Annotated in this window: 24 protein-coding genes; 15 read left to right on the forward strand and 9 right to left on the reverse strand. The window is 46.9% G+C overall.

Annotated elements, in window-relative coordinates:
- Positions 1–47: 47 nt before the first annotated feature.
- Positions 48–920 (forward strand): sigma-70 family RNA polymerase sigma factor, encoded by an 873-nt coding sequence (locus tag T499_RS0103155; RefSeq protein WP_013064420.1) that lies wholly within the window; start codon positions 48–50, stop codon positions 918–920.
- 5 nt (positions 921–925) lie between these two features.
- Here the strand turns inward: T499_RS0103155 and T499_RS0103160 are convergent, their stop codons facing one another.
- Positions 926–2,677 (reverse strand): ATP-binding protein, encoded by a 1,752-nt coding sequence (locus T499_RS0103160; RefSeq protein ID WP_198021232.1) that lies wholly within the window; start codon positions 2,675–2,677, stop codon positions 926–928.
- 162 nt (positions 2,678–2,839) lie between these two features.
- Here T499_RS0103160 and T499_RS0103165 point away from each other — a divergent pair, with 162 nt between their 5' ends.
- Genes T499_RS0103165 through T499_RS0103175 form a run of 3 tightly spaced genes read left to right on the forward strand, consistent with a single transcriptional unit; the run spans position 2,840 to position 4,660 of the window.
- Entirely contained in the window at positions 2,840–3,361 is a 522-nt protein-coding gene (locus tag T499_RS0103165) for a DUF4738 domain-containing protein (RefSeq protein WP_033150150.1), read from the forward strand.
- Positions 3,361–4,077, forward strand: coding sequence for a DUF4230 domain-containing protein (locus tag T499_RS0103170; RefSeq protein WP_052173332.1), 717 nt, complete (start codon positions 3,361–3,363; stop codon positions 4,075–4,077). Before T499_RS0103165 ends, T499_RS0103170 begins: the two co-directional genes overlap by 1 nt.
- A gap of 4 nt (positions 4,078–4,081) precedes the next feature.
- Positions 4,082–4,660 carry a DUF4230 domain-containing protein gene (locus T499_RS0103175; RefSeq protein ID WP_033149709.1) on the forward strand — a complete coding sequence of 193 codons (579 nt, stop codon included), beginning with the start codon at positions 4,082–4,084 and terminating at the stop codon, positions 4,658–4,660.
- Positions 4,661–5,251: 591 nt separating this feature from the next.
- On the opposite strand, the gene T499_RS0103185 is transcribed toward T499_RS0103175, so the two are convergent.
- The 3 genes from T499_RS0103185 to T499_RS14015 are packed head-to-tail and all read right to left on the reverse strand — an operon-like array spanning position 5,252 to position 8,291.
- Positions 5,252–5,926 carry an HAD family hydrolase gene (locus T499_RS0103185; RefSeq protein WP_033149711.1) on the reverse strand — a complete coding sequence of 225 codons (675 nt, stop codon included), beginning with the start codon at positions 5,924–5,926 and terminating at the stop codon, positions 5,252–5,254.
- Between the two features lie 24 nt (positions 5,927–5,950).
- A complete protein-coding gene (locus T499_RS0103190; protein ID WP_033149712.1) occupies positions 5,951–7,297 on the reverse strand; it encodes a glucose-6-phosphate isomerase in 1,347 nt (448 codons plus the stop codon).
- A gap of 28 nt (positions 7,298–7,325) precedes the next feature.
- Positions 7,326–8,291 (reverse strand): UpxY family transcription antiterminator, encoded by a 966-nt coding sequence (locus T499_RS14015; RefSeq protein WP_052173334.1) that lies wholly within the window; start codon positions 8,289–8,291, stop codon positions 7,326–7,328.
- A gap of 290 nt (positions 8,292–8,581) precedes the next feature.
- Here T499_RS14015 and T499_RS0103200 point away from each other — a divergent pair, with 290 nt between their 5' ends.
- The 5 genes from T499_RS0103200 to T499_RS0103220 all read left to right on the forward strand — a co-directional run bounded on the left by T499_RS0103200 (position 8,582) and on the right by T499_RS0103220 (position 14,241).
- Positions 8,582–9,457, forward strand: coding sequence for a FimB/Mfa2 family fimbrial subunit (locus T499_RS0103200; protein ID WP_033149713.1), 876 nt, complete (start codon positions 8,582–8,584; stop codon positions 9,455–9,457).
- A 28-nt stretch (positions 9,458–9,485) separates the two neighbouring features.
- Positions 9,486–10,385, forward strand: coding sequence for a FimB/Mfa2 family fimbrial subunit (locus T499_RS0103205; RefSeq protein WP_157054491.1), 900 nt, complete (start codon positions 9,486–9,488; stop codon positions 10,383–10,385).
- A 30-nt stretch (positions 10,386–10,415) separates the two neighbouring features.
- Positions 10,416–12,932 (forward strand): GumC family protein, encoded by a 2,517-nt coding sequence (locus T499_RS0103210; RefSeq protein ID WP_052173335.1) that lies wholly within the window; start codon positions 10,416–10,418, stop codon positions 12,930–12,932.
- 67 nt (positions 12,933–12,999) lie between these two features.
- The gene (locus T499_RS0103215; protein WP_033149715.1) at positions 13,000–13,434 is read left to right on the forward strand and encodes a BT0820 family HAD-type phosphatase; all 435 of its coding nucleotides are present in this window, start codon (positions 13,000–13,002) and stop codon (positions 13,432–13,434) included.
- Positions 13,435–13,452: 18 nt separating this feature from the next.
- A complete protein-coding gene (locus T499_RS0103220) occupies positions 13,453–14,241 on the forward strand; it encodes a polysaccharide biosynthesis/export family protein (RefSeq protein WP_033149716.1) in 789 nt (262 codons plus the stop codon).
- Between the two features lie 561 nt (positions 14,242–14,802).
- Here T499_RS0103220 and T499_RS0103230 read toward each other — a convergent pair.
- From T499_RS0103230 to T499_RS0103250, 5 genes are all read right to left on the reverse strand, one after another.
- Complete coding sequence (locus tag T499_RS0103230; RefSeq protein ID WP_033149718.1) at positions 14,803–15,249, reverse strand: N-acetylmuramoyl-L-alanine amidase; 447 nt, start codon at positions 15,247–15,249, stop codon at positions 14,803–14,805.
- A 182-nt stretch (positions 15,250–15,431) separates the two neighbouring features.
- Entirely contained in the window at positions 15,432–15,971 is a 540-nt protein-coding gene (locus T499_RS0103235) for an HU family DNA-binding protein (RefSeq protein WP_033149719.1), read from the reverse strand.
- Between the two features lie 202 nt (positions 15,972–16,173).
- Positions 16,174–16,503: a hypothetical protein gene (locus tag T499_RS0103240; RefSeq protein ID WP_013063763.1), complete on the reverse strand. Its 330-nt coding sequence runs from the start codon at positions 16,501–16,503 to the stop codon at positions 16,174–16,176.
- Positions 16,504–16,565: 62 nt separating this feature from the next.
- Entirely contained in the window at positions 16,566–17,162 is a 597-nt protein-coding gene (locus tag T499_RS0103245) for a DUF6371 domain-containing protein (protein WP_033149720.1), read from the reverse strand.
- 226 nt (positions 17,163–17,388) lie between these two features.
- Positions 17,389–18,537, reverse strand: coding sequence for an AAA family ATPase (locus tag T499_RS0103250; RefSeq protein WP_033149721.1), 1,149 nt, complete (start codon positions 18,535–18,537; stop codon positions 17,389–17,391).
- Positions 18,538–18,680: 143 nt separating this feature from the next.
- Between T499_RS0103250 and T499_RS14595 the strand changes: the two genes are divergently transcribed.
- The 6 genes from T499_RS14595 (at position 18,681) to T499_RS0103275 (ending at position 24,364) form a co-directional block, all read left to right on the forward strand.
- The gene (locus T499_RS14595) at positions 18,681–18,827 is read left to right on the forward strand and encodes a hypothetical protein (RefSeq protein WP_157054492.1); all 147 of its coding nucleotides are present in this window, start codon (positions 18,681–18,683) and stop codon (positions 18,825–18,827) included.
- Between the two features lie 317 nt (positions 18,828–19,144).
- Positions 19,145–20,248, forward strand: a complete 1,104-nt coding sequence (gene gmd / locus T499_RS0103255) for a GDP-mannose 4,6-dehydratase (RefSeq protein ID WP_052173336.1) — start codon at positions 19,145–19,147, stop codon at positions 20,246–20,248.
- A 183-nt stretch (positions 20,249–20,431) separates the two neighbouring features.
- A complete protein-coding gene (locus T499_RS0103260) occupies positions 20,432–21,376 on the forward strand; it encodes a glycosyltransferase family 8 protein (protein ID WP_033149722.1) in 945 nt (314 codons plus the stop codon).
- A gap of 54 nt (positions 21,377–21,430) precedes the next feature.
- Entirely contained in the window at positions 21,431–22,606 is a 1,176-nt protein-coding gene (locus tag T499_RS14020) for a polysaccharide pyruvyl transferase family protein (RefSeq protein WP_052173337.1), read from the forward strand.
- Positions 22,607–22,610: 4 nt separating this feature from the next.
- Complete coding sequence (locus T499_RS15095; protein WP_033149723.1) at positions 22,611–23,627, forward strand: acyltransferase family protein; 1,017 nt, start codon at positions 22,611–22,613, stop codon at positions 23,625–23,627.
- A gap of 5 nt (positions 23,628–23,632) precedes the next feature.
- A complete protein-coding gene (locus T499_RS0103275; protein ID WP_033149724.1) occupies positions 23,633–24,364 on the forward strand; it encodes an IspD/TarI family cytidylyltransferase in 732 nt (243 codons plus the stop codon).

The raw sequence follows: 24,364 nt of genomic DNA on the forward strand, positions 1-24,364 counted from the left end.
GCTTTTTTTTGTACTTTTGCAGACTTTTTCAGAGTAACGATATAAATATGAGGCAATTAAAGATTCAAAAAAGTATTACCAACCGATCAAGTGAGGCACTCGACAAGTATCTTGTAGAAATCGGTCGTCAACCCCTTGTCACTATTGATGAAGAGATTGAGCTGGCTCAGGCCATCCGTCGTGGCGGTCCTGAGGGCGAGAAGGCGAAGGAACGCCTGGTAACAGCCAATCTGCGCTTTGTGGTGTCTGTGGCAAAACAGTACCAGCATCAGGGTTTGACGCTCACCGACCTGATCGACGAGGGAAATATAGGACTGGTAAAGGCAGCCGAGAAGTTTGATGAGACACGCGGATTTAAGTTTATTTCTTATGCCGTTTGGTGGATTCGTCAGAGCATTCTGCAGGCCATTGCCGAGCAGAGTCGTATTGTGCGCTTGCCCCTGAACCAGAGTGGCGCTCTGAGCAAGATTAATCAGGAAATCAATAAGTTCGAGCAGCAGCACCAGCGCCGCCCATCTGTTACCGAGCTGGCTGAGCTTACACAGATTGAGGAGTCGAAGATTGAGCAGACTGCCAAGGCCGATAGTCATCACATGAGTATCGACGCACCTTTCGGTGAGGACGACGACAACTCAATGGCCGACATGCTGAGCAGTGGCGAGGATACCCGTACCGACAAGCTGGTGGATTACGAGTCGCTCACATCCGATCTGGACAATGTACTGCGTAACGTACTGAAGGATCGTGAACTCAAGATTGTCAAGGAGTGCTTCGGTATTGGCTGTCAGGAGCGTGGTCTCGAGGAGATTGGCGCCGAGATGGGACTCACGCGTGAGCGTGTACGTCAGATTCGCGAAAAGAGCATCACCAAACTGCACGACAGTGGTTATGCACGCATCTTGATGAAATACCTCGGCTAATAGGTTTATTCGCTTATTGGCAGTGTAACAATAAACTGGGCGCCATCTGTATAGGTGGTGTCCAGTTCTACTTTTCCACCCAACTGTTCGGCCAGTTTTCTGCTCAGTGGCAGTCCCAGTCCGATACCTTCCTTAAAGTTATCCAACTTCACAAAGCGGTCAAAGATATGCTCCGCCTCTTCAGCGGGTATGCCATAGCCGGTATCGGTTACCATCATCTGCAGCTGGTCACCCTCCTGTTTGGCATGGATGGTAATGCAGCCCTTCTCGGTATATTTCACGGCATTGTCCAATAAGCAGGCAAATATACGGCGCAGCATGTTCTCGTTGGTCTTCAGCGTAAGGTCGTCGGCCAACTCTGTCTCCAGTTTGATGTCGGTCTCGTCGGTCACGTATTCCTTGTACTCTGTCTGTAATCCACGCAACAGGTTGTTGATGTTCGTCACATCGTCCTTGCTCATCTTTTCGGTACTCTCAATCAGCGAGAGACCGATAATCTCGTCGATGAGGATGGTCACCTGACGGGTACTCTTCTGCATCATGGTCGATATATGCTTGCGCTCTTCGGGATCAGCAGCCAAATCAGGATCGGCTATCACCTGGGCAAAACCCGTGATGATGTTCAGTGGTGTGCGCACCTCATGACTCACGTTCTGGATAAACGCCGTCTTCATCTTCTCCGACTCCATGGCCTTTTTATACGCCTTGCGCAGTTCCTTCAGGTGCTTTTTGCGTATCTGCACGATATATACCAGGGCGATAATCAGCAGTGTCAGTAGCAGGATAGCACCCATCAGGGCGGTGGTACGTACGGTAGCCGCTTTCTTCTCGGCTTCGTACAGCTCTACCTGTTCCTGGATACCCTGCATACTATTGGTCAGCACCACATTATCTATCGAGTCGCTGGCCAGCGATTCTTTCTTAAACGATTTGTAGGCCTCCTCCCATCTGCCGGCACGCTCGTAAATCAGCGGGATGGCATCGGCACCCTCGTCACCCAACTCGCGTTTGGCATATTCGATGGCCTCGTCAACCTTACCTGTTGCAGCCAGGTAGTAGGCCTCCATGCTGCGTCCGTGAACCGACGACAGACCTTTCCGCTCGCCCTCCTTATACACCTTGTAACCCTTTAGGAACTGGTCTATCTTACCTTCGTTATAGTAGGTCAGTGTCTTTCGGGTCTCGATGTCGAACACACGTTCGGGCGAGTATTTCTTGGCTATCTCCTTGGCCTTGTCCATCAGGTCTAATGCCTCCTGAGCGTCATCGTCTATGGCCACATTGATGATATTCATGTAGATGGGCGGGATACTCTCGTAGTAGCCGTTCTTCTCCATCATCTGTACCACCTCGTACCAACATTTCTTGGCAGCCTCCTTGTTACCACAGTACTTGTTGATATGGCCCATCATGTTCACGGCCATATACATCTCCTTGGTCAACTTCTTTTCGCGCAACTCCTTCGACAGCTCCTGGGCTTTGGTGTAGGCCTCGAAAATCTTCTGGCGGTTCATCTCAAAGATAATGTCATTGCACCGCTGCGTGTAGTAGCCGTGCAGGTCATTATTTTCCAGCAGATAGTTCTGCAGGTTCGTCAGATGCGTATAGAATCGGGCACTGTCGCCATCGTTAAACGCATGACTCATCGAGTCGCGAAGCTCTATGTATTTCGCGTCTTTCTTATAATCTATATTTGCGTGGCTGGCACTCGTTCCAAGTAATAGCGCTGCAGCCAAAAGGATTCGTCCTATATTCATAAATCTTAGGTTAGTCGGTATTCTTTTCTGCAAAAGTACAAACTTTTCTATAATTACCAAATAAAATGGCATTTTTTTTCCGTTAAAATAAAAAAATCCGTGTAATCCGTGTAATCCGTGCCTAAAAATGCTTATCTTTGCAGGCGAATTAAAGAAAGCAAGATGAATAAGAATTTGATTTTAGCCCTTATAGCAGTGCCTTGCTTGTTAGCAAGTTGCGGTCAGAAAAAGCAGCACGATGATATCATCGTACAGCATACCGAGGCGCCCAAACCTCAGGCTCCCATCCGTATGCAGGATTATAAAGATGTAAAGGATGTGCAGTGGTTGGGTAAGCAGTACCAGGTTGAGGTGTCGCGAACAGCCGACGATTCTTTGCGTATGGTGAAGGACGAGAACGGACAGAAGTTCGTCGATAACCGCATCACCCTCAAGGTCATCCGTACCGATGGCAGTGTGTTCTGCACCAAGACCTTTACCAAGGCCGCTTTCGAGGGCTGTCTCGACGACGACTATCGTAAGACCGGTATCCTCGAAGGTTTTGTGTTCGACAAGGCCGAGGGCAACCAGCTGTATTTCGCTGCCAGCGTCTGTCATCCCCAGACCGATGAATACATTCCATTAATCGTCACCGTCAGCAACTTCGGCGAGGTAGGCATCTCCCGCGATCAGGATCTAGAGTAATGAAACAGCGTCGTAACATTCTCATTGCAACTGCCGCGCTGCTGGTGTTGGTATTGTTCGGTTTGCTGACACGCTGCCAGCTTCTGCCAGGGGACAGGTTCCTGGCAGCTGATTCAGATGCCAGGAACCTGTCCCCTGGCAGAAACGATACCATCCCCATGCTCATTCTCCAAGTCCAGAAATGTTCCAAGCTCTACACCGCCGAGTATCGCGTACATAAGATTGTCACCCACGATGATGCCTTGCGCCTAAAGGGCCAGTTGATGAGCAAGCAGTTCAACCTCAAGGTGCCCCTGGCCGACAGAAAGATTGCCATCCCGATGGATGCCAAGATCAAGGCCTATATCGATTTCTCGGAATTCTCCGAACAGAACATCGAGCGCAGCGGTAATCAGATTACCATCATCCTACCCGATCCACAGGTGGTGATGACCAGCTCTAAGATTGATCAGCAGAACGTCAAGCAATATGTTGGTCTCACGCGTGCGCACTTCAGCGACGAGGAGTTGGCCAACTATCAGCAGCAGGGTAGGGAGGCCATCCTGCAGAGCATCCCCGACATGGGCATCGAAGAAACCGCCCGTGCCAACGCCGCTAAGGTCCTCGTTCCCATGCTCACCCAGTTGGGTTACGAGGAGCAGAATATCACCATCGCCTTCCGTAAGGACTTGGATTTCCGTCACAAGTATCAAGGCTTAATACGCTTTGAAGATTAGAGTTATGAAGAAGATTAATATCATCATAGGTGCAGTTATAGTCATCGCTGTTATCGCGATTTTCTTCTGGGTTAAGAGTATCCTGAAGAGCAACTATATCGAGATTGGTTCTAACGACAAGATTGAGCCCACCCCCACGCAGATCCAGAGCATCAGGGACATTGGTGAGTGGGAGTTCCTCTCTATCTCTGCCGAAGAGATGGTCGACACCGTCCGAAAGGGGTTCTTCTCCGACGATGAGTTGGTCCGCATCTATTACGGCACCCTCCGCCTGGGCATCAACATGCAAAACCTAAGCGAGGACGCGATACGCGTCCAAAGCGACACCCTCCAGGTAACCTTACCCAAGGTCACCCTCCTGGACAAAGACTTCATCGACGAAGCCAAAACCAAGTCGTTCTACGAGAGTGGCAAATGGACCCCACAAGCCCACCAGGCCCTCTATCAAAAGGCCCACCGCCAGATGCTAACCCATTGCCTCACCCCCGAAAATCTCACCACCGCCCAATCCAACGCCGAGTCCCAACTCCGCAACCTCTTCACCCAATTGGGCTACAAAACCATCACCCTTACCTTTGAGTAAAAGCAGGGTCTCCCTGCTGGGCTGAGGAACATAGGGAGAACAAAAACGTCCTGAGCTCAGAGGCCGGAACATAAATTCTTCAAATCACTCAAAGAACTCGCTACGCTCAAACAGCTTTTCGTATTTCGTTGTTCAGATTGCGTACCGCAATCCGAAACTCAATATGATTCAAAGAATTTACATTCCTCTAACGACCTCTTCGTGCGGAATGTTTTTTATCTCCCTATATTCCTCACCCCAAAGAAAGGCAACGGCAAGGCCGTTACCCCAGATAATCTATACCATGCTAAAACACCGAGGGTTATAGGGGCGAGCAGCCCCTATAATTAAGCAAAGAATGGCGAACCCTAAATATGGGTGGGCAAAGCCAACCCTTATTTAGGGCAAAGGCTGGAGAGCCATACCAAAAATTTGAAGGAGAGGGTTTTCCCTCGGAATCAATTTGAAGCCCCTTGCCAAGATGGCGAGGGGTTGGGGGAGTGGTTTGAGATCCTCCTTAAGATAAGGAGGACTAAGGTGGTTGGGACGAGTGCAGAGTGAACTCTGCACTGGGGTATGGGGGTATCCCCCATTTGCCTAAAGGGCAAAAACTTAGAATTTGGAAAGAACCTCTTTCCAAGAATCACTCAACTCTTTCATGGTATGAAAAAGAATATTAGCTCCTGAATTGAGAAGAATCTGGTCTTCAAGAGGACCAGTGTTCACAGCGATAGTATAGATGTTTGCAGCTACACCAGCGCGGACACCTAAGGGGGCGTTTTCTACTACCATCGCTTCGCTCGGTTGCAGATTGCCTGCCTTTTGCAATCCCATGAGATAGGGATCTGGATTGGGTTTGCCTCGTTTTACATCGTAGGCTGTGGTGATGTTATCGATGGTAACGTATTTGCCAAAATCGCGCAGGATGCGATTAATCAAGGGGCGCTGTCCAGAGCCTGTTACGATGCCAATGGTAATCCCAGCTGCATGTATCTGCTCCATGAGCGATAAAATACCCGGCATGATCGGCGCCTCTGGCATTGAGTGAAAGATACGTGTCTTCTCATCATACATCAGCTGCGATTCTGCCTCGGTAATCTCGCGACCTTGCTGTTGCTTTACCATATAGCGAATGGTGTCTACGCCACGAGCTCCCTCAGTGGCGTAGGCATCATCGGCTGTCATATTGATTCCGAACTTCTTCATCGACTGGACCCAGGCCACTGCATGATTCCCCATGGAATCATACAGCACCCCGTCCATATCAAATAATACTGCCTTAATCAATGTTTAATGTTTAATCTTTAATGTTTAACCCAGTCTTGCTTTGATTGCGGCGCTCTCTGCCTCGTAGCCAGGCTTATCCAGCAGCGCAAACATATTCTTCTTGTAAGCCTCTACACCAGGCTGGTTGAATGGGTTAACACCCAGTACATTACCACTGATACCACAGGCAATCTCGAAGAAGTAGATGAGCTGTCCGATGTAGTACTCGTTCAACTTAGGAACGCTGATGCGCATGTTGGGCACACCACCATCCACGTGAGCCAGCTGTGTACCCAGCTCAGCCATCTTGTTCACCTCGTCAACACGCTTGCCAGCCAGGAAGTTCAGGCCGTCCAGGTTCTCCTCGTCGTTGGGGAACAGCAGCTTCTTCTCGGGCTCCTCTACAGAGATAACAGTCTCGAAGATAGTGCGCTCACCCTCCTGAATCCACTGACCCATTGAGTGCAGGTCGGTAGTGAAGTCAACGCTGGCAGGGAAGATACCCTTACCGTCCTTACCCTCGCTCTCGCCGTAGAGCTGCTTCCACCACTCAGAGAAGAAGTGCAGCTTAGGCTGGAAGTTCACCATAATCTCAATCTTCTTACCGCTCTGGTACAGTCCGTTACGTACGGCAGCATACTGTGCAGCGGGGTTCTCGGCGAATGGTACTGATGGGGCACAAGCCTTCTCCATATCCTGAGCACCAGCCACCAGATCCTTGATGCTGAAACCAGCGCAGGCGATAGGCAGCAATCCTACTGGAGTGAGTACTGAGAAACGACCACCCACGTTATCGGGGATGATAAAGCTCTTGTAACCCTCCTTGTCGGCGCAGGTACGGGCAGCACCCTTCTTGGCGTCGGTAACGGCTACGATCACCTTCTTAGCCTCTTCCTTACCACGCTGGGCCTCGCACTGCTTCTTCAGCAGACGGAAGGTGAGGGCAGTCTCGGTGGTAGTACCACTCTTCGAGATGTTGATCACACCAAACTTCTTACCCTTCAGGTACTCTGTGAGTTCGAACAGATAGTCCTCACCGATGTTGTTACCTGCGAACAGGATGGTGGGGTTCTTAGGATCGTTAACCAACCAGCTGAATGCGTTGCTCAGGGCCTCGATCACGGCACGTGCACCCAGGTACGAACCACCGATGCCAGCTACTACGATAGCGTCGCAGTTAGCGCGCAGGGTGTCGGCGCAAGCCTGCAGCTCGTCCAGGAATGCTGGTGTGATGCTGCTGGGCAGGTGCAACCACCCCAGGAAGTCGTTGCCAGGACAAGTACCAGCCTCAAGAGCCTTCTGTGCCTCAGCTACCTTTGGTTCAAAACTCTCCACTGCACCCTCCTTCAAAAAGCATGCAGCCTTCGTAATGTCAAGCTTAATCATTTCCATAATCAGTTAAAATTATATATTATAATGTTTAATCTTTAATGTTTAATCTTTCGCTCGAGCTATGCTCGCTTGCTACCGAAGGGTCGCAAGAATGTTTAATCTCCATCGCCTTCTGGCACTTCGCCTTCAATTTACTTGTATCCTTCAATTTTCCTGTCGCCTTAACCAATCGCTGTCGATACGCTTCTACGTCCTCATCTAAGAGGATCGCTGCTAAGTACATCGGCAGGGCCAGCTCTGCTTCGGTGGTGGGGGTGAAACCTTTAAACTTCAGCAGGCGGGCGCGGGTACGCTTCAGCTCATACAACTTCAGGTTGAACTCCACCTTGGGCACATCCTTGTCTGCCTGGTTCTCCAACAGCCACTCGGCCAGTTCCAATAGGTATTTCTTATCCCCATCCACATCTTTCGATGGGCGCTCCCTAATCTCTCGTTCTATCGGGTTGTTCAGGGGCTCCACCAGTTCAGGCTCCAGCTCTACGGCGGCGATAATCACCCCTGGTATCTGCACCACCAGATGCTTGTTGCGCTTACCTTTAAAGCGCAGGATGGTTCCCTCGTAGCCATCATAGATACCACCCTTGATACGAATCTTCTCGCCCTCTTTCAGGTTCAGCTCCTCAGGCTTAAAATAGGTAATCTTTTCCTGTCGGATATTGGTGAATTCGATGAATCGCTCCATGGCATAATCAGGTACCGTCAGATAGTCCTGCTTGTTCGAGAAGGTAGATTTGCGCATGTAGATGCTCTCGCGCGACTTATGTCGGATATACTCCTTCAGCGCCTCCTCGGTAGCACGCACAAAAATCAGTCCCGTGATGGCAGGCACCATCGTACGCTGCTCCTGGCGGCGCACGGTTTTTACCTCATATTTCATAGGTACGTGACTGCGGAATCCTGCCTTTCTCAGTGCATCCCTCACTTTCTCTTCGTGGTGTACACTCAAGCATCCCAGCACATACCATTTCTCTATATCTTCTTGTATTTCTGCCATCGTTTTCCTTTTTCGGGGGACAAAAGTACAAATAAAATAGCAGAAAAACAAACTATAAAGGTATAAAAAATCCAAATACGCCAAGAAAAGTCGAGGAAAACAACATTTGCTTCTAAAAAATTTGGTTAATTAAAATAAAAAGCTTACCTTTGTCCGCGGAAAAGGGAAATCGATTTCAATTCTATCCCGAATGCCAATGGTTTAACAAAACTTAAAAACATCATAACGTACTGACTTTAAACATATTATGCTGGTCAGCACGGAAGGAGGAAAGTACGCAAATTGCTAAGATGAGACGGTTAATTCTTCCATTCTACCTTATCTTATTAATCCTCACATCTTGCGAGCATCCGCTCATCCCTGAACAAGACGTTATAGGTGGCGACGCCGATGGCAATCTGGTTGTTTCAGTATTCCAGATCGAGCAACAGTCGTTTGCAGTCCCATTCACACGCACATCTATCACCGATTACTGTCAGCGACTCAATTTCGCTGTCTACGATACGGCGGGCAAGCTCATTAAGCAAGTCAACCAGAAAGTAGGTGATGCCAGTTACGGCACGGTAGCCTTCCGGATTGATCCAGGTACCTATCAGTTAGTGGTAGTGGGACACAGCAGTAGTGGCAATCCCACCATGACCAATCCGCAGAAGATTCGGTTCGACAACAAAGATGGCTATTCCGACACCTTTCTGCATAATGCCATTATCCAGGTAACCGACGATGCCGAAACCACCATCGATGCCGATTTGCACCGTATCGTGTCGCTCTGTAGGGTAGTGTTTACCGATGCCATCCCCGAGGGAGTCACGCAGATGCGGTTCCAGTATAAAGGTGGCTCGGGTGCTTTCGATGCAGCCACTGGACTGGGGTCGGTAAACAGCACGCAGACCGAGTTTTTCGCGGTTGAGCCGGGTGAACAGTCATGCAGTTTTGATCTGTACACCTTTCTTCACGACACCGAGGGTACGCTGCATCTGCAGGTTACAGCCTACAACGACAACGAGACCATCGTGAAAGATCGCGAGTTTGAAGTGCCGCTCAAGCAGCGCATGATTACCAAACTCACAGGTCCGTACTTCTCGGGCTCCGATGGCTCAACCATCACCTTCATCATCGGTATCAATGCCGAGTGGGAAGGTGAGCAGACCATAGAATTTCAATAACGTTATAAATAAACCTATAACTTAAAAAATGAGAATTAAATCAATCATGCTGGCAGGAATACTCCTGTTGGCTCAAAGTTGTAGCCAGAAGGCTGCAGAAGAGAACAACCAAGACGAGGTGAAAACCCCAGTGCGTGTACATATAAGTGATTTTTCATTCTCCAACGAGAATTTTCCTGATGCCCAAACGCGTGCTGGCGACGATCCCAACAACTATACGGCGGTTAAGGCTATCGATATCGCCATCTTTGCCGCCAGCAACAAGCAGGTGTATGCCGCCACTCAGATAAAGGACGATGCTACCACCTACACCACCTTTGGCGAGTTTGAGTGCAGTCTGCCCATAGGCACCTATACCATGGTAGCCGTGGCACGAAATAGGAGTGATGGCGACAAGTTCATCATTACCAGTCCTACGCAGGCTGCCTATACCAGCGAACGTGCACGCGAAACATTCTGTTGCACACAGAGCATCACCGTAACAGGCAAGGCACCTGTGGATATCAGTCCGGTGATGAATCGTGTGATGGCACAGTTCCAGTTGCTTTCTACCGATCAGGCACCATCAGCTGCCACCACCCTTCGCACCACCTACGGCGCAGGCAGCAAGAGCTTTAATCCAACTACAGGTTTGGCCACCGACGATAATGGCTTTTCGGTCACCAATTCAGTGGTTCCCGATGAGGATGATGGTACCATCGCCGTGTTTAGCATCGTGTTCCTCGCTAATAACGAAGAAATCATGCCGGTAACCATCGAGGCACTCGATGCAGACAAGTCGGTACTTATCAGCAAAACATTACCTAAGGTACATTTCAAACGTAATCAAATCACCAAGGCCACCGGTGCGGTGTTCACACCAGGAACCTCCAACTTCTCGTTCCTGCTCAATACCGACTGGCTGCCCGACGAGAATATCACTTTTTAATTGCATAATATAATTTAAAACATCCCGTATATGATTGACGAATCAAAATTGAATGATGAAGGTTTAGGCTCGACCGATCTTCAGGATGAACAGTCTGTGTTTAATTTCCAGAACCTGTATGCTATGCTGGTGCTCAATTGGCAGTGGTTCCTGCTGTCGTTGTTCATCTGCCTGTGTGGCGCGCTTATCTATCTGCGCTATGCCACCCGCACCTATCAGGTGTCGGCCAAAATGCTGATTAAGGACGATAAGAATAATCGCCGTGGTTCAAGCGAACAGATGCTGGCCAATATGCAGGATTTTGGTTTTATGAGTAATTCAGCTGGTGTCGAGAACGAAAAGGAGATTCTGCAGTCGCGTATCTTAGCGCGCGATGCGGTGATCGACCTCAAGCTCTACACCCAGTATGTCACGGCTGGTCGCATGGCCAAGCAGCCCGTGTATAACACCCAACCCGTGAGCGTGGATATCGATTCGCTGTCGCTCAGCCAGTGGGATAAGCAGCTGCTCGATGGCATGAAGTCCATCCAGCTCACCCTCGAGCGCAACGACGGCCAGTATCAGGTAAAGGGCGAAACCCTCTATAATGGCCAGAGTACGGGCAGCTTCTCGCAGGAGCTCAAAAAACTGCCTGCCACCATCCGTACCGACTATGGTGTGCTGGCCTTTACCCAGAACGGTGCCAGATCCATGGAGGAAGGCGAGCGTTATCATATCACCATCCAGCCCCCGATGGTGGTGGCTACGGGTTATGCCAGTTCACTCGCTGTGGCCAATACCTCTAAGCAGACCTCGATTGTCGAACTCACACTCACCGACCTGAATACCCGTCGCGGTCTCGATTACCTGCGCCAGCTGGTTATCTGCTATAACCGCCAGGCCAATGCCGATAAGAACGAGATTGCCATGAAGACCGAGGAGTTTATCAATGCCCGTTTGGAGAAGATTAACGACGAACTGGGCAGCACCGAGAGTGCCCTCGAGAACTATAAGAAACGTAATGCAGTTACTCAGCTCGAGATGGATGCCACCCAGACCCTCACCCAGAGTGCGCAGTATGAGTCGCAGCTGGCCGAGGTGAATACGCAGTTGCACCTGATGGACTATCTGCGCGAGTATGTCGATAATCCCGCTAATCAGTATAAGATTATCCCTTCGAACGTAGGTATGCAGGACAACGCCTCTACCGCGCTCATCGCCTCGTATAACCAGGCTGTGCAGGAGCGCAACCGCTTGCTCAAAACCGTGAGCGAGCAGGCCCCGCAGGTACAAACGCTTACGGCTACCCTCGACGATCTGCAGCCCTCTATCCGTACTGCCCTGTTACAGGCTCGCCGCTCGGTTGATATCCAGCGCCAGGGCCTGCAGCGCCAATTGACCAAGTATGCCGGTCGTATTGGTAGCACCCCCGAGCAGGAGCGAGTGCTCACCCAGATTGGTCGCCAGCAGGAGGTAAAGAGCGGTTTGTATCTGTTGCTGTTGCAGAAGCGCGAGGAGAACTCTATCTCATTGGCTGCCACAGCCGATAAAGGTAAACTCATCGATGAGCCCATGGCCCTGGGCCAGGTAAGCCCTAAAAAATCGGTTATCATGTTGGCAGCTGTTGCGTTGGGCTTAGGCATACCTTTCGGTATCATCCTGCTCATCCAGCTGCTCAGCTACCGCCTGGAAGGCCACACCGACCTGCAGCGCTTGACGAAACTGCCCATCGTGGCCGATGTGCCTGTGGCCAGCGATTCGGTCAAGACTGCCGCCGGCATTGTGGTAAAAGCCAATAAGAACGATCAGATTGACGAGATATTCCGCTCTATGCGTACCAATATCCAGTTTATGATGAAGGAGAACGATAAAGTGATTCTCTTCACCTCCAGCACTTCGGGTGAGGGTAAAACCTTCCTCGCTGCCAACTTGGCGGTATCGTTCGCCCTGCTGGGTAAAAAGGTTGTGCTCTGCGGTCTCGATATCCGCAAGCCAGCCTTAGGCCGTTTGTTCGGTGTGAAGGACCGTACCCTTGGTGTCAGTCAGCTGTTGGTAAAGGATGCGGTTACTATGGCCGATCTGCGGAATACTATCTGCCCATCGGGCGTGAACGAGAATCTGCATCTGCTGTTGGCCGGTCCTACACCGCCAAACCCAGCGGAGCTGCTAGCCCGCCAGAATATGCGCGATGTGGTTGAACTGCTCAAGCAGGAGTACGACTATGTGATTATGGATACCGCACCAGTAGGTTTGGTCACCGATACCCTGCAGATTGCTCGTTATAGTAACGTTAACTGCTATGTATGCCGCGACGACTACACCCCGAAGAGCAATATCGGTATTGTGAACACGCTGGTAGCCGAGCAGAAGCTCAGCAACACCTGTATCATCCTGAACGGCGTGGATATGTCGAAGAAAAAGAACGGCTACTACTATGGCTACGGCAAGTATGGCAAGTACGGCCGCTATGGCCATGCCTCTTACGGCAACTATGGCAACTACGGCTCTTACGGCAACTACGCCGAGAGTCATTATTCCAACAAGAATGATGACTCCATCAAGCATTAATGTTTCATGTTTAATCTTTCGCTCGAGCTTGCTCGCTTTTACAAAGCTTTAGCGACTAAAAGAATGTATGTTAATCGCAGTAGATTTTGACGGTACGATTGTAACCCATAAGTACCCTGAGATAGGCGAGGAGATACCTTTCGCCATCGATACCCTGAAGATGCTCCGCCAGGATGGCCACCGACTCATTCTGTGGTCGGTGCGCGAGGGCCGTTTGCTTAAGGAGGCTGTCGAATATTGTCGCCAGCGCGGCTTGGAGTTCTATGCCGTGAATCGCGACTACCCCGAGGAAACCACCGAGAGCAATCCCCATTTTTCGCGCAAGCTCAAGGTAGATCTGTTTATCGATGATCGCAACCTAGGAGGTCTGCCCGATTGGGGCACCATCTATCGTATGATTAAGCACCACCAATCCTGGCACGATGTGGTTGATGATATGGCCGCCCAGTCGTCCATCCACCACTCCCTTCCCCCCAAGAAAAAGCACTGGTGGCAGTTTTAACCCTAAAAAAAGTAGAATATGAAAAAACTTACATTTTTTAATTTTTTAATTCTTACATTGGCACTGCTGCTCGCAAGCTGTGGCTCAGTGAAAAACGTTGCTTATTTGCAGAACAGCGACAGTATTAATTTCGACAAGTCACGATTCTTGTACGATGCTCGCATTATGCCCAAGGATCAGCTCACCATATCGGTAAACACCACAACCCCCGAGGCTTCGGCACCCTTCAATCTGGTGCAGCAAGGCGGTGCATCCGGTTCGGCTGGCGGTGGTTCGTTGATGCCTTGTCTGGTGGATAACGATGGCTACATCAATTATCCTATTATCGGTAAGCTGCATGTCAGCGGCCTCACCAAGTCGGAGTGCGAGCAGCTCATTTCCGAGAAGATCCGCCCCTATATGGCCGAGACCGAGAATCCCATTGTCACCGTTCGCATGTCGAGCTATTCAGTATCGGTATTAGGCGAGGTGAATCAGCCAGGTAGTTTCCTGGTGTCGCGCGAAAAGATTTCTATCTTCGAGGCGTTGGCCCAGGCAGGTGACCTCACTATCTATGGTGTGCGCAACAAGGTAAAGCTCATTCGTGAGGATGCCACTGGTAAAAAGCAGATTGTAACGTTGAATCTGAATGATGCCAACATCATCAATTCACCTTATTATTATCTGCAGCAGAATGATATTGTGTATGTAGAGCCCAACAAGGTAAAGGCTCAGAACTCAAAGTTCGGTCAGAACACCTCCCTGTGGGTAACAGGTACGAGTGTACTGATTTCTTTAACCTCGCTCCTTATCAATATCTTTAGATAAATTTGCATTTTTGCATCTTTACATTTTTTATGTCCGAACACCATGAATAAACATCATCATCACGAACCGGACGATGCCAGCCTGTTCAAACAGCGCAGCTTGTCCCAGATCCAGTTTAAGAAAACCCTCGAGAAGGTACTAAAGATTACCTTAATAATTCTAGCCCTCCTCATGGCCCTCGCAGTAGTCTTCGTCTACACCCTCGGTTAGAAGTGCTCTTTGGTGGCTTCTCGCCCCCAGCCGCGCGGCAAAACCCCTCGGTGTTTTAGCATGGTATTAGGGTAGGCCCTTTGGGCCGCTGCTCATAGAGCAGCTATAAACAATATAGGCCGAAGTCCCGGCCTGCAAAAAGGGTAGGAGGGATTTGCGGTTTTCCCAAATCCCGACTTTGCATCCTCCCCTTGAGGGGAGGCCTTGGAAGGGTGAATGTCTCTTTTAGTTCTTTTCTCTGCGCCAGAGAAAAGGACAATCAGGGAAACTTGAAGGTGTTGAAAACCTTCTATATATATTAAATAGGTGTCAGGGACCTGTCCCTGTGTCAGAAACAAATCCCTGAAGATGTCAAGAGACTGTCCCTCTGACATTGGAGCCCGAGAAGTAATCTCGGTACTCCTGACAATCAAAAGACGGGCACTCTTTGTGAACCCCTTCGAGTTCTCGATGCCCGAGGATCTCGGCCTGAGGATAATCCTCTTTAAGGCTTCGTAGCAAGGCAATCAGCGCTGCACGCTGTTCCGGCGTACGAGTATCAGCAGCCTGGCCCTGCTCATTAAGGCCCCCTTCATAGCAGATGCCAATAGAGTGCGTATTGTAATGCCTGGCATGCATGCCCACAAGGCTCTCATCACGCGTTTGATACAAATGCCCGTCACGCTCAATGTAATAGTGGTAACCAATACCCTTGTTACCGAACCGGGCATTATGACAAGCCTTGAGCATGTCGACAGTGAAACGCCTGTTGCAGCGGGTAGCGCTGCAGTGAATAACAATCAAGTTTACTGAGCGCATGACTGTACGGCTATGGATCCGAGAACTGAGGTAATAACTGTTGCGACAAATTTAAGGACCTTAGCAACTTTGGTCCAATTTACTTTCACCATATAGAATACAATTTTAAGGGTTAAGAGTTGGTTTTTGGCAACGGACTACAGGACTATAGGAAATTAATCCGTGTAGCCCGTGCCTAAAATTTAGTCTCCGATAGGCTCATGGTTACCGCCTCCACCGGTGTTTCCACCGCCGCTTGGCGTATCCGAACCACTACCGCTGGTTGAGCCACCGCTGCTGGTATTACCACCACCGCCATTACTTGGCTCAGTAGTCAACTTGCCATTCACGAAGGCAGCCTTCTTCAGGGTAGCCTCCAGGTTCAGACTCTTACTCATCAGGTCGCCAGTGGCACGGGCCTTCAGCTTCACACCGCTGATATTCTTAGATACAGTGAAGTCCTCTTCCTTCTCCGCCATCTCCTTGTTCTTGATACCAAGCGAGAAGATAGCCAGGTCGTCGATCTTCACGTTCTTACCCTCCAGCAGGAGTTCCTTGATACAACCGATCATGTCGGTGAGCAGGCCTTTGATAACGCCCTTGGAGTAGGGCGAGTTGTGAGTACTCATGTGCTCAGCCAGAGCATCCAGGTCGATAGTCTCTTCAACCACGTTCTTGGCGAACCACTTACCGAAACACTTGTTACCAGTGATTTTGATTTGCTTTAAAATGTAACGTACCATAATTTAGATTAAACATTAAAGATTAAACATTGTGCCATCCGGAATAGCAGTGCAAGTGAAGTGCAAGGTGAGTGCAGAGCTGAGCTTGCTCGAGCTATGTTGAACCGCAGCCTTCACTCGCCAGCGCAACTTGTTTGCGATGGCAAAGGTACGACATTGCGAAAGTGCGTTGGCGGACTTTGGCGGACTTCGAGAAAAATAATTAGAAATCAGGTGGAATTTCAGTGATTTTGGTCCACTTACCGTCAAAAAAGGTAGTCAGTTGCAACTCACGCACCACCTTCTGATAAAGCTGATGACTCTGCAGCACACGCTGATCTTGCAGCTCAGGAGGCAAATCGATGCAGTAATCCTCACAAACATATTTTACTGCCTGTGGTGGTAGCAATTGAGCTTTACGGCTTACTCCCATTGCTTCGAGGATATGCTGGCGACTACTGAGATAACGAGAAAAGGTACGGTCTGATACACCAGCCAGTTCGGCCAGTTTGGTCTTACTGATAAATAGATGCTTATTGTAGTAATTTACCATATTGATTGTGGTTGAAAAGTAACTTGATTTTAGAAAAAAAGTAAATTGATTACGGAGCAAAACTAAGTTGATTTCTGGATATAATCCACAAGGTCGATTTTCCGCCGTTTCTGGTCGGCCGAGGCATGGCGCTCTAAGAAGTCGGATACGTAGATACGGTTCTGTTTAGGCCATAAAAACGATTGCATCACCTGCTGCGCCACTCCGTACCACTGTGTGTAAGCTTTCAGCTCCTCATCGGTATCAGGCAGCAAGATAATTCGGCAGTGCTGCAAGGCCCAGAACTTCTGCGGTTGCAACTCAAACAGTCCGCCTGCCGCCAGCCACACATACTGCGGATACAGCTCCGATAAGATAACCGCCGATTTCTCGGCCTCTACGATACAAACCGTGCAAGGTTCACGAACCAGATGCAAACCGAAGAAAACGTGATTGCTCTGAAAACTGCCCTGTGGCAGTTCAAAGTGCTTCTTCAACAGATACGTCACCCACGTCGCATGGCGGTCCTTCAGCCGATGACAGTCGGCACCATACCACATCAGTTTGCCATCATGCACACGGCCCATCTGGTCAATCTGCCAGTAGATCACGGCATCATCCTTCGATCGGCCTAACCGGTATCGCAGTGCCGCATGCACCATCTGCCGCTTGGTAAGCATCCCGTTGGCAACCACCGCCCGGCAAAAACTGCTATTGGCCGATAAAGGCCGAGCCCATAATGGCGGCGCTGGCATATACAGACCGAGATTTTTCAGAGAGTCTTTAAATAGATCTTTAAGTTTCATTTAATTTCGAAAATCGTTTATGGCGTGATATATCCCTCTACACCCCTCTTACTATAGCCCCACCTCTCTATGAGAGAGGGTGGGCTATAGTAAGAGGGGGTTAAGAGGGGATAAGAACAGCCACTACGCGGCCGTGTTTGTCCATGGTAGTACTAATCACCCGCTGGCCCACCGCCAGGTCGAACACCTTCTCGTAGTACTTTGGTTGTTTAATCTCGCTCAGTTTCATCACCTGGTTCTGCAGGTTCTCTAATGGTAAGGATGGTATACTACCGAAGGCGTCGCTGAACAGTGGGCGCAGGTTCCATTCCCAAGGGCGCTGGGCATTGCCATCATTGTGGATGATATACTTCTGGTTAAAGGTCGTGGCCTTATCGCTCCTAATCTGGTAGGCTTCGGGCTTGTTGCTCATATACTGTCCATTCTGGTTGCGGGGTTGATAGTTAGGCTTAGTAGTAATCACTGGAAGTCCGTTATCATCAATCTTGTAATACATCTGTTCGTTGATACGGTACTTGCGGGTAAATGTCTGTTCAACTGAGAATACATCCGTTTTCTCAATCTGCTCGCAGTAATACACATCGAAGGCCTTATGCAGGATCTCGGTTCCCAACCAGCCACGCAATCCACGCTTCTCACCAGTACGATTCAGGTGGATCACAATCGTGATGTTACAATCGTTCTCGGTAGATAGCTGCATCAGCAGGTCGATAAGCTGGGCCGATGCCTCTGGATCGTTAATGCTGGATAGCAGGTCGCTCACGTTGTCGATTATCACCATATCAGGCTTATAGGTTTCGATACCTGCCACCAGATAGTCGATACGTTCCTGACAGCTGCAAGCTCTCACGTTGAACACAAAGAAGTTGGCTTCATCGGCATCGCCTAATTGATAGACACGATCGGTAAGAATACTTTTGGTTGATTGGCGACTTTGCTCCGTGTCAAACCACATCACCTTCAGCGGTTCTTCGCGGATACGTTCCAGTTCTAAAACGTTCTTGGCAGCACAGCAGGCCATCAGCATCGATGTAAAGAAAGTTTTACCACACTTCTCGGTACCAGTAATGGCCGAAAGGTCGAGTCGCGGAAAGCATGGTTTACCATACCATCGCAGTAGGAAGTCTTCCGACTTAACTTCTGTGTCAGCCATGATTCTACACTTGTCGAGCTTCAGCACTGCGGGTGCTACCGAAGGAGTTGCACTCGAAAGCGCAATCTCCTTTTCAATGGGGTCTTGATTTGTCATTACTTTTTTAAGTTTAAATATAACGTTAATTGGTTGTTAATTATAACGCTGTAAAGGTACAACAAAATTAGTTGCTGTGCAAATATCTGTCCCCACGGGGACATAATTATAATAATTTTAAATTTCAAAACTTTTCTTAAAAGATGAAGAAAAAAGTCTTAGAAACTCTGACAGCTGAAAAGCTTTTATCAGAGTTGGTGTTGGCAAAGGCCGATAACGTCTTTGCTCACAGCCGCCGCTCAATGGAGAGTAGGTACCAGTTTCGTAATGGTATCTTTAAGCGAGCCTAAGACCACAATCTTGCGGCAAGTGATGTTCTTAACCTGGCGCAGTTGATCGCCATCCATCGCGACATCTGCCAGCATTACCAATCCCAGCCGCAGGAACGCAAACGATGGGAGAATGAACTCCTAACCAAACTCTGCAAAGCCCTCGATATCAAGGTCGAACTCAAGTTCCCTCCGTAGAGAGGAAAGTCAGTTGGTCTGACATAATGAAGTTTCATTAACATCATCCATAAAACATCAAACATCTTCTGATTGCACAGGTGGTCGCAAGGGTGATGCAGTTCGATACTGCCAGTCAGAACAATTAAACATAGTTTTGTATGAAAACAGCACTTATTACTGGTATTACTGGTCAGGATGGAAGTTACTTGGCCGAACTCTTGTTAGAAAAAGGGTACGACGTACATGGTACGATTCGTAGAAGTTCTGTAGACTTCCGTGAGCGTATAGCCCACTTGGAGGGCACGCCCCATTTCCATTTGCACTATGCAGACTTGGGCGACTCTATGAGTGTGCTGGGCGTGATTGGTAAGGTACGCCCTGATGAGATATATAATCTTGCAGCTCAGAGCCATGTGCAGGTAAGCTTCGACTCACCGGAGTTCACGGCCGATGTCGATGCCGTGGGCGTGCTGCGCATTTTGGAGGCAGTTCGCCAGTTGGGCATGACGGAGACATGTCGTATTTATCAGGCCTCTACCAGCGAGCTGTATGGTAAAGTAGAAGAGGTCCCTCAGAACGAGAATACGCCGTTCCATCCTTATTCGCCATACGCTGTAGCCAAACAGTATGGTTTTTGGATTGTGAAAGAATACCGTGAGGCATATAATATGTATTGCTGCTCTGGTATTCTCTTTAACCATGAGTCTGAACGTCGAGGCGAGACCTTCGTAACGAGGAAGATTACCCTTGCAGCTGCACGCATAAGCCAGGGCTTGCAGGACTGCCTATATTTGGGTAATATGGATTCTCTGCGTGACTGGGGATATGCTAAGGACTATGTTGAGTGCATGTGGCTCATTCTGCAGCAGGACAAGCCCGAGGACTTTGTGATTGCCACAGGTGTCCAACACAGTGTGCGTGAGTTCACTGAACTGGCTTTCAAACATGCAGGAATAGAACTGAAGTTTGAGGGTGAGGGAATCAATGAGAAAGGAATCGTAGTGAAAGGCCCTGAGAAGTTGAAGGGTAAAGTTGTTGTCGCTGTCAGCGAGGATTTCTACCGTCCTACTGATGTTGTTAACCTCTGGGGGGATCCTACCAAGGCCAAGGCCAAGCTCAAATGGAATCCCAACAAGACAAGCTTTGAAGAACTTGTCAAGTTGATGGTCGAGAGTGACATGGCTAAAGTAGCATCCGAGGATGCTGCAATGAAGGTAAGAACAAATCTTGCAGAGTACCTAGAAAAGGGTATTGTTAAGTAGAATAGACTTGGTATTATAAAAGTGACAGAATAGTTATAGATTCATATTGTTTTTTAATAAGGGTGAATACCCCGCTGGTCTCTCATAAAAATAGAAAAGGTTCAATATCCAGCGGTGCTCCCTTTTTTAATTTTTTTACAATATATATCTTCTAGACGCTTCAGGTGGCGCTTACAAAAAACAATGATATACAACATAGTGATAGTTGCAAATGAGGACTACATGCAACATGCAGCAGTCATGTTGTGTTCCCTTTTTGAAACAAACAAGAATAAGCAGTTTCACATTTATCTATTCACCGATAGCATTACAAGTACATCATACGACAGGCTTAGTAATCTATGTAGAAAGTGCAATTCTAAACTCAATTTAGTCTTTCCTGAAAAAGAACTTGGAATGTCACTTGGTGTCAACCTAAAGGAACTTCCTGTAGGTCAGTGGAATACTATGATGTACTACAAACTCTTTATACCTGTGATGCTTCCAAAAGAGTGCGAGCGCTGTCTATTCCTTGATGTCGATATGGTTATAAACGATGATATTCAGTCGCTTTACAATTGGAATCTCCAAGGAAATATCATTGCAGCTGCAGAAGACATTCCTGATTGCGACGAGACCCACAAGCCCCGTTTAGGCATGCTGCAATCGGATTTATACATAAATTCTGGTGTTATGGTATGTGACCTTAAATCATGGAGAAAGAAGGAATCCGAAACTCCAATTTTCAATTATGTGAAGCAGGTTTCGAATATCATAATGAATGAACAGGATGTAATAGCAATGTATTTTAAGGGATTTCTTACACTACTTCCCATCCGATGGAATATGACTACATTCTATTTCATGCGTGTTCCAAAGATATTCGACAAATATCTTCCAGATCTCGCAGATGCAAAAAAAAATCCCGGCATTATACACTTTGCTTGTCCTATCAAGCCTTGGTTCCGTGATTGTACACATCCATACAGAGGTAAATATAAGAAATATCTTAAAATAACAGCTTGGAAAGAATCTCAATTTCCGTTTTGGGAGAAATTAACAAAAAGGCAACGTGTTAATAAATTCATAAAAAATATCCTCAACGAAATGAATATTCTGAAAGACTCTATGTATACAAAGCGTATATAATAGGCTATCCCTTTTTAAATTGTATATAATGTTCAATGTAATTAAATAAAAACAATGAGGAAATTTAGGATAGCTTTTGCTGGTCTATATCAAGATGATAATCTTGGCGATCCAGTAATTGCACGATGTACAGAGTCAATGTTTACGTCAACGTTACCATCAGATAATATTGAAATTAGACATGTATCTCTAAATCACTATATGAAGAATCAGCTTTCTTCACGTATGCTATGGTGGATACGTATTTCTAACCTTCTTCGCATCAAAAGTCAGAAGATGACGGATTGGATATTCTCTACCGACTACATTCGCTTTATGGATGAACAGTTAAAGGATGTTGATCTTGTTGTGATTGTAGGTGGAGGGCTGATTGAGTTTACTGGCAATCGCTTTACTGATGGTATGTATGCAATAACTGTTGCTGGTAACAAATACGGTTTTCCTGTAATCATCAATAGTGTAGGTGTTGAGGGATATGATGACAACCACAAAGGCTGTATGAAATTAAAGAGAATGTTACACCAGCCATCTGTCAAATATGTGTCAACACGCGATGATTACAATACTTTATTCTATAAATATTTTAATTCAAAGCCAACAATAATCTGTGAAAAAGTTGCAGATCCTGCAGTTTGGGCCGCAGAGATTTTTGGTGTGTCAAAATGTACAGATAGTAAAGTTGTAGGAATAGGCATTGTTAGAAAAGACATATTTGAGAACTATGGTTTGAAATTCTCATCATGCCAATTGAAACAATTATACGTCAATATTGTCATGCAATTGTTATCTAAAGGTCAGGAAGTTCATATTTTTTCGAACGGCACGAAGGCTGATAATGAATTTGCACATGAAATACAGGAAGAACTGAACAAGATACACCAGATAAAAGTTCAGTTGGATATACCTTTAACGGCTGCAGAATTGATTGAAACAATTGCCCAATTCAAGGGAGTTATTGCCGGACGTTTGCATAGTTGTATAATCAGTTATTCACTTAACATACCTGCCATTGGATTGGTTTGGAATGAAAAGTTGTCATTGTTTGGAAAGAATATCAATGAGTCTGGTAATTTTATTTCTCCCAAAGACTTTGACCCTAATCTTGTTGTTGAAAGGCTTAATGAATCGATAAGCAGAGGTTATGACCAAAAACAACGCGAAGAGTTTAGAGCTACAGTCAGAAACAGTATTAACTCGAATATACAAAAATATATTCTTCCAAATCTCTAAACCAATGGGTAAAACCGAAAGAATAGCGTATCTTGATGTCTCACGAATAATTGTTGCGTTTCTAGTCATATTTGGTCATTTATATACATACTCTGATGACAATGATGTGAGAATTTTCATATATGAGTTTCATCTTCCTTTTTTCTTTCTTGTCAGCGGTATGCTTCATAAACAATCTGAACCTATGCCATCGATAAAGAAATATACAAGGTTATTACTTGTGCCTGTGTTATCATTTTGTGCATTGTTCTTCATATTTTCAAGTATCACCTATTATCTCGGTTGGGACAATTTTAAATCTAGCTGGTCCTCCATGCTTAATCATGCTAGTTACTGTTCCTTGGTGATTTCTTATCTGAAAGTGACATTTGTAAATTTTGCCTTTGGGGAAGGAATGGTCAACGGCCCCTGTTGGTTCTTGATAGCATTGTTTTACTGTAAGGTATTAACAGATATTGTAATTGGAGACAAGTACAAATGGGCTTATATAGTTGTCGCAATCCTTTTTTATCTATGTTGTATCCGATATAACAGGTATTTTTGGCTTGCCAATGGCCTTATGGCTATACCATTCTTTCTTTGTGGCTATTATCTAAAAGATAAGATTAATATTATTGTAAAGAAAGTAAATCCAATTGTCGGATTTATATTCTGCTTTCTTTTTACTGTAGTTTTAATGAAGATAAATGGGCCTGTTTCCATGTGGACTATACGCTGGGGCGCATACTCTTGGTATGTAAGCATGCCTTTATTTTATATCACAGGAACTATAGGCAGTTTTATGATTCTTTATTTATCAAGTATGTTTAGAAAAAATAACAGATACACATTGCTTGCTGGTAATTCTCTACTAGTAATCCTTTGTACTCAAATTTTCTTCGTATATATTTCTGATACTGTTTTGGGATATAATCTAAATTACTTTGTCTCGTTTGTTATTTCAACCATCATAATGATATTATGTATAGGTTTAAATAAAATGATTAATGTAAAATTTCCTTTCCTATTGGGAAAATTTTAAAAACAATGAAAAATATTGCTGTAATATTTGCTGGTGGATCCGGTACAAGAATGAAAACGACAAGTCGTCCAAAGCAGTTTTTGGAACTGCATGGAAAGCCGGTCATTATATATACTCTTGAACTATTTGACAATCATCCTGGTATTGATGCAATTTGTGTTGTGTGCATTGAACCATGGATCCCGTTTCTCAAGAAGCAGCTTCGCAAATTTGAGATTAACAAAGTGGTTGATATTGTGCCTGGTGGTAATACAGGACAGGATAGTATCTATAATGGACTTATAGCTGCAAAACGATATGCTGATACCCAAAATGATAGCGATGCTTATGTACTCATTCACGATGGTGTTCGTCCACTTATCACCGAACAGACCATTTCTGATAATATAGAGATTGTCCATTCAAAGGGTAACTGTATCACATGTATTCCAGCCACTGAGACTTTTGTTGTCGTACAGCCAGACTCATCACTACAGATACCTTCACGAAAGGACTCGCTAATAGCTCGTGCACCTCAAAGTTTTCAATTGTCTGATATTCTTGATAAGCACGAGTGTGCGCGTGCAGAAGGTAGGCATGACTTTATAGACTCGTGTACTTTGATGAGTCATTATGGCTGTAAGTTGCATACGGTTATTGGTCCTATGGAGAACATAAAGATTACTACACCATCTGATTTCTTTATTTTTAGGGCTATGGTTGAAGTACATGAGAATCAACAGATATTTGGATATTGA

Origin of the sequence: Prevotella sp. RM4 (assembly GCF_000701965.1) — a bacterium.
In the GTDB taxonomy this organism is placed as follows: domain Bacteria; phylum Bacteroidota; class Bacteroidia; order Bacteroidales; family Bacteroidaceae; genus Prevotella; species Prevotella ruminicola.

Bases quoted from the DNA above. Each gene is read 5' to 3' on its own strand.
- T499_RS0103155 (WP_013064420.1), top strand. From the start codon at position 48: ATGAGGCAATTAAAGATTCAAAAAAGTATTACCAACCGATCAAGTGAG.
- T499_RS0103160 (WP_198021232.1), bottom strand. From the start codon at position 2,677: ATGAATATAGGACGAATCCTTTTGGCTGCAGCGCTATTACTTGGAACG.
- T499_RS0103165 (WP_033150150.1), top strand. From the start codon at position 2,840: ATGAATAAGAATTTGATTTTAGCCCTTATAGCAGTGCCTTGCTTGTTA.
- T499_RS0103170 (WP_052173332.1), top strand. From the start codon at position 3,361: ATGAAACAGCGTCGTAACATTCTCATTGCAACTGCCGCGCTGCTGGTG.
- T499_RS0103175 (WP_033149709.1), top strand. From the start codon at position 4,082: ATGAAGAAGATTAATATCATCATAGGTGCAGTTATAGTCATCGCTGTT.
- T499_RS0103190 (WP_033149712.1), bottom strand. From the start codon at position 7,297: ATGGAAATGATTAAGCTTGACATTACGAAGGCTGCATGCTTTTTGAAG.
- T499_RS14015 (WP_052173334.1), bottom strand. From the start codon at position 8,291: ATGGCAGAAATACAAGAAGATATAGAGAAATGGTATGTGCTGGGATGC.
- T499_RS0103200 (WP_033149713.1), top strand. From the start codon at position 8,582: ATGAGACGGTTAATTCTTCCATTCTACCTTATCTTATTAATCCTCACA.
- T499_RS0103205 (WP_157054491.1), top strand. From the start codon at position 9,486: ATGAGAATTAAATCAATCATGCTGGCAGGAATACTCCTGTTGGCTCAA.
- T499_RS0103210 (WP_052173335.1), top strand. From the start codon at position 10,416: ATGATTGACGAATCAAAATTGAATGATGAAGGTTTAGGCTCGACCGAT.
- T499_RS0103215 (WP_033149715.1), top strand. From the start codon at position 13,000: ATGTTAATCGCAGTAGATTTTGACGGTACGATTGTAACCCATAAGTAC.
- T499_RS0103220 (WP_033149716.1), top strand. From the start codon at position 13,453: ATGAAAAAACTTACATTTTTTAATTTTTTAATTCTTACATTGGCACTG.
- T499_RS0103230 (WP_033149718.1), bottom strand. From the start codon at position 15,249: ATGCGCTCAGTAAACTTGATTGTTATTCACTGCAGCGCTACCCGCTGC.
- T499_RS0103235 (WP_033149719.1), bottom strand. From the start codon at position 15,971: ATGGTACGTTACATTTTAAAGCAAATCAAAATCACTGGTAACAAGTGT.
- T499_RS0103240 (WP_013063763.1), bottom strand. From the start codon at position 16,503: ATGGTAAATTACTACAATAAGCATCTATTTATCAGTAAGACCAAACTG.
- T499_RS0103245 (WP_033149720.1), bottom strand. From the start codon at position 17,162: ATGCTTACCAAGCGGCAGATGGTGCATGCGGCACTGCGATACCGGTTA.
- T499_RS0103250 (WP_033149721.1), bottom strand. From the start codon at position 18,537: ATGACAAATCAAGACCCCATTGAAAAGGAGATTGCGCTTTCGAGTGCA.
- T499_RS14595 (WP_157054492.1), top strand. From the start codon at position 18,681: ATGAAGAAAAAAGTCTTAGAAACTCTGACAGCTGAAAAGCTTTTATCA.
- gmd (WP_052173336.1), top strand. From the start codon at position 19,145: ATGAAAACAGCACTTATTACTGGTATTACTGGTCAGGATGGAAGTTAC.
- T499_RS0103260 (WP_033149722.1), top strand. From the start codon at position 20,432: ATGATATACAACATAGTGATAGTTGCAAATGAGGACTACATGCAACAT.
- T499_RS14020 (WP_052173337.1), top strand. From the start codon at position 21,431: ATGAGGAAATTTAGGATAGCTTTTGCTGGTCTATATCAAGATGATAAT.
- T499_RS15095 (WP_033149723.1), top strand. From the start codon at position 22,611: ATGGGTAAAACCGAAAGAATAGCGTATCTTGATGTCTCACGAATAATT.
- T499_RS0103275 (WP_033149724.1), top strand. From the start codon at position 23,633: ATGAAAAATATTGCTGTAATATTTGCTGGTGGATCCGGTACAAGAATG.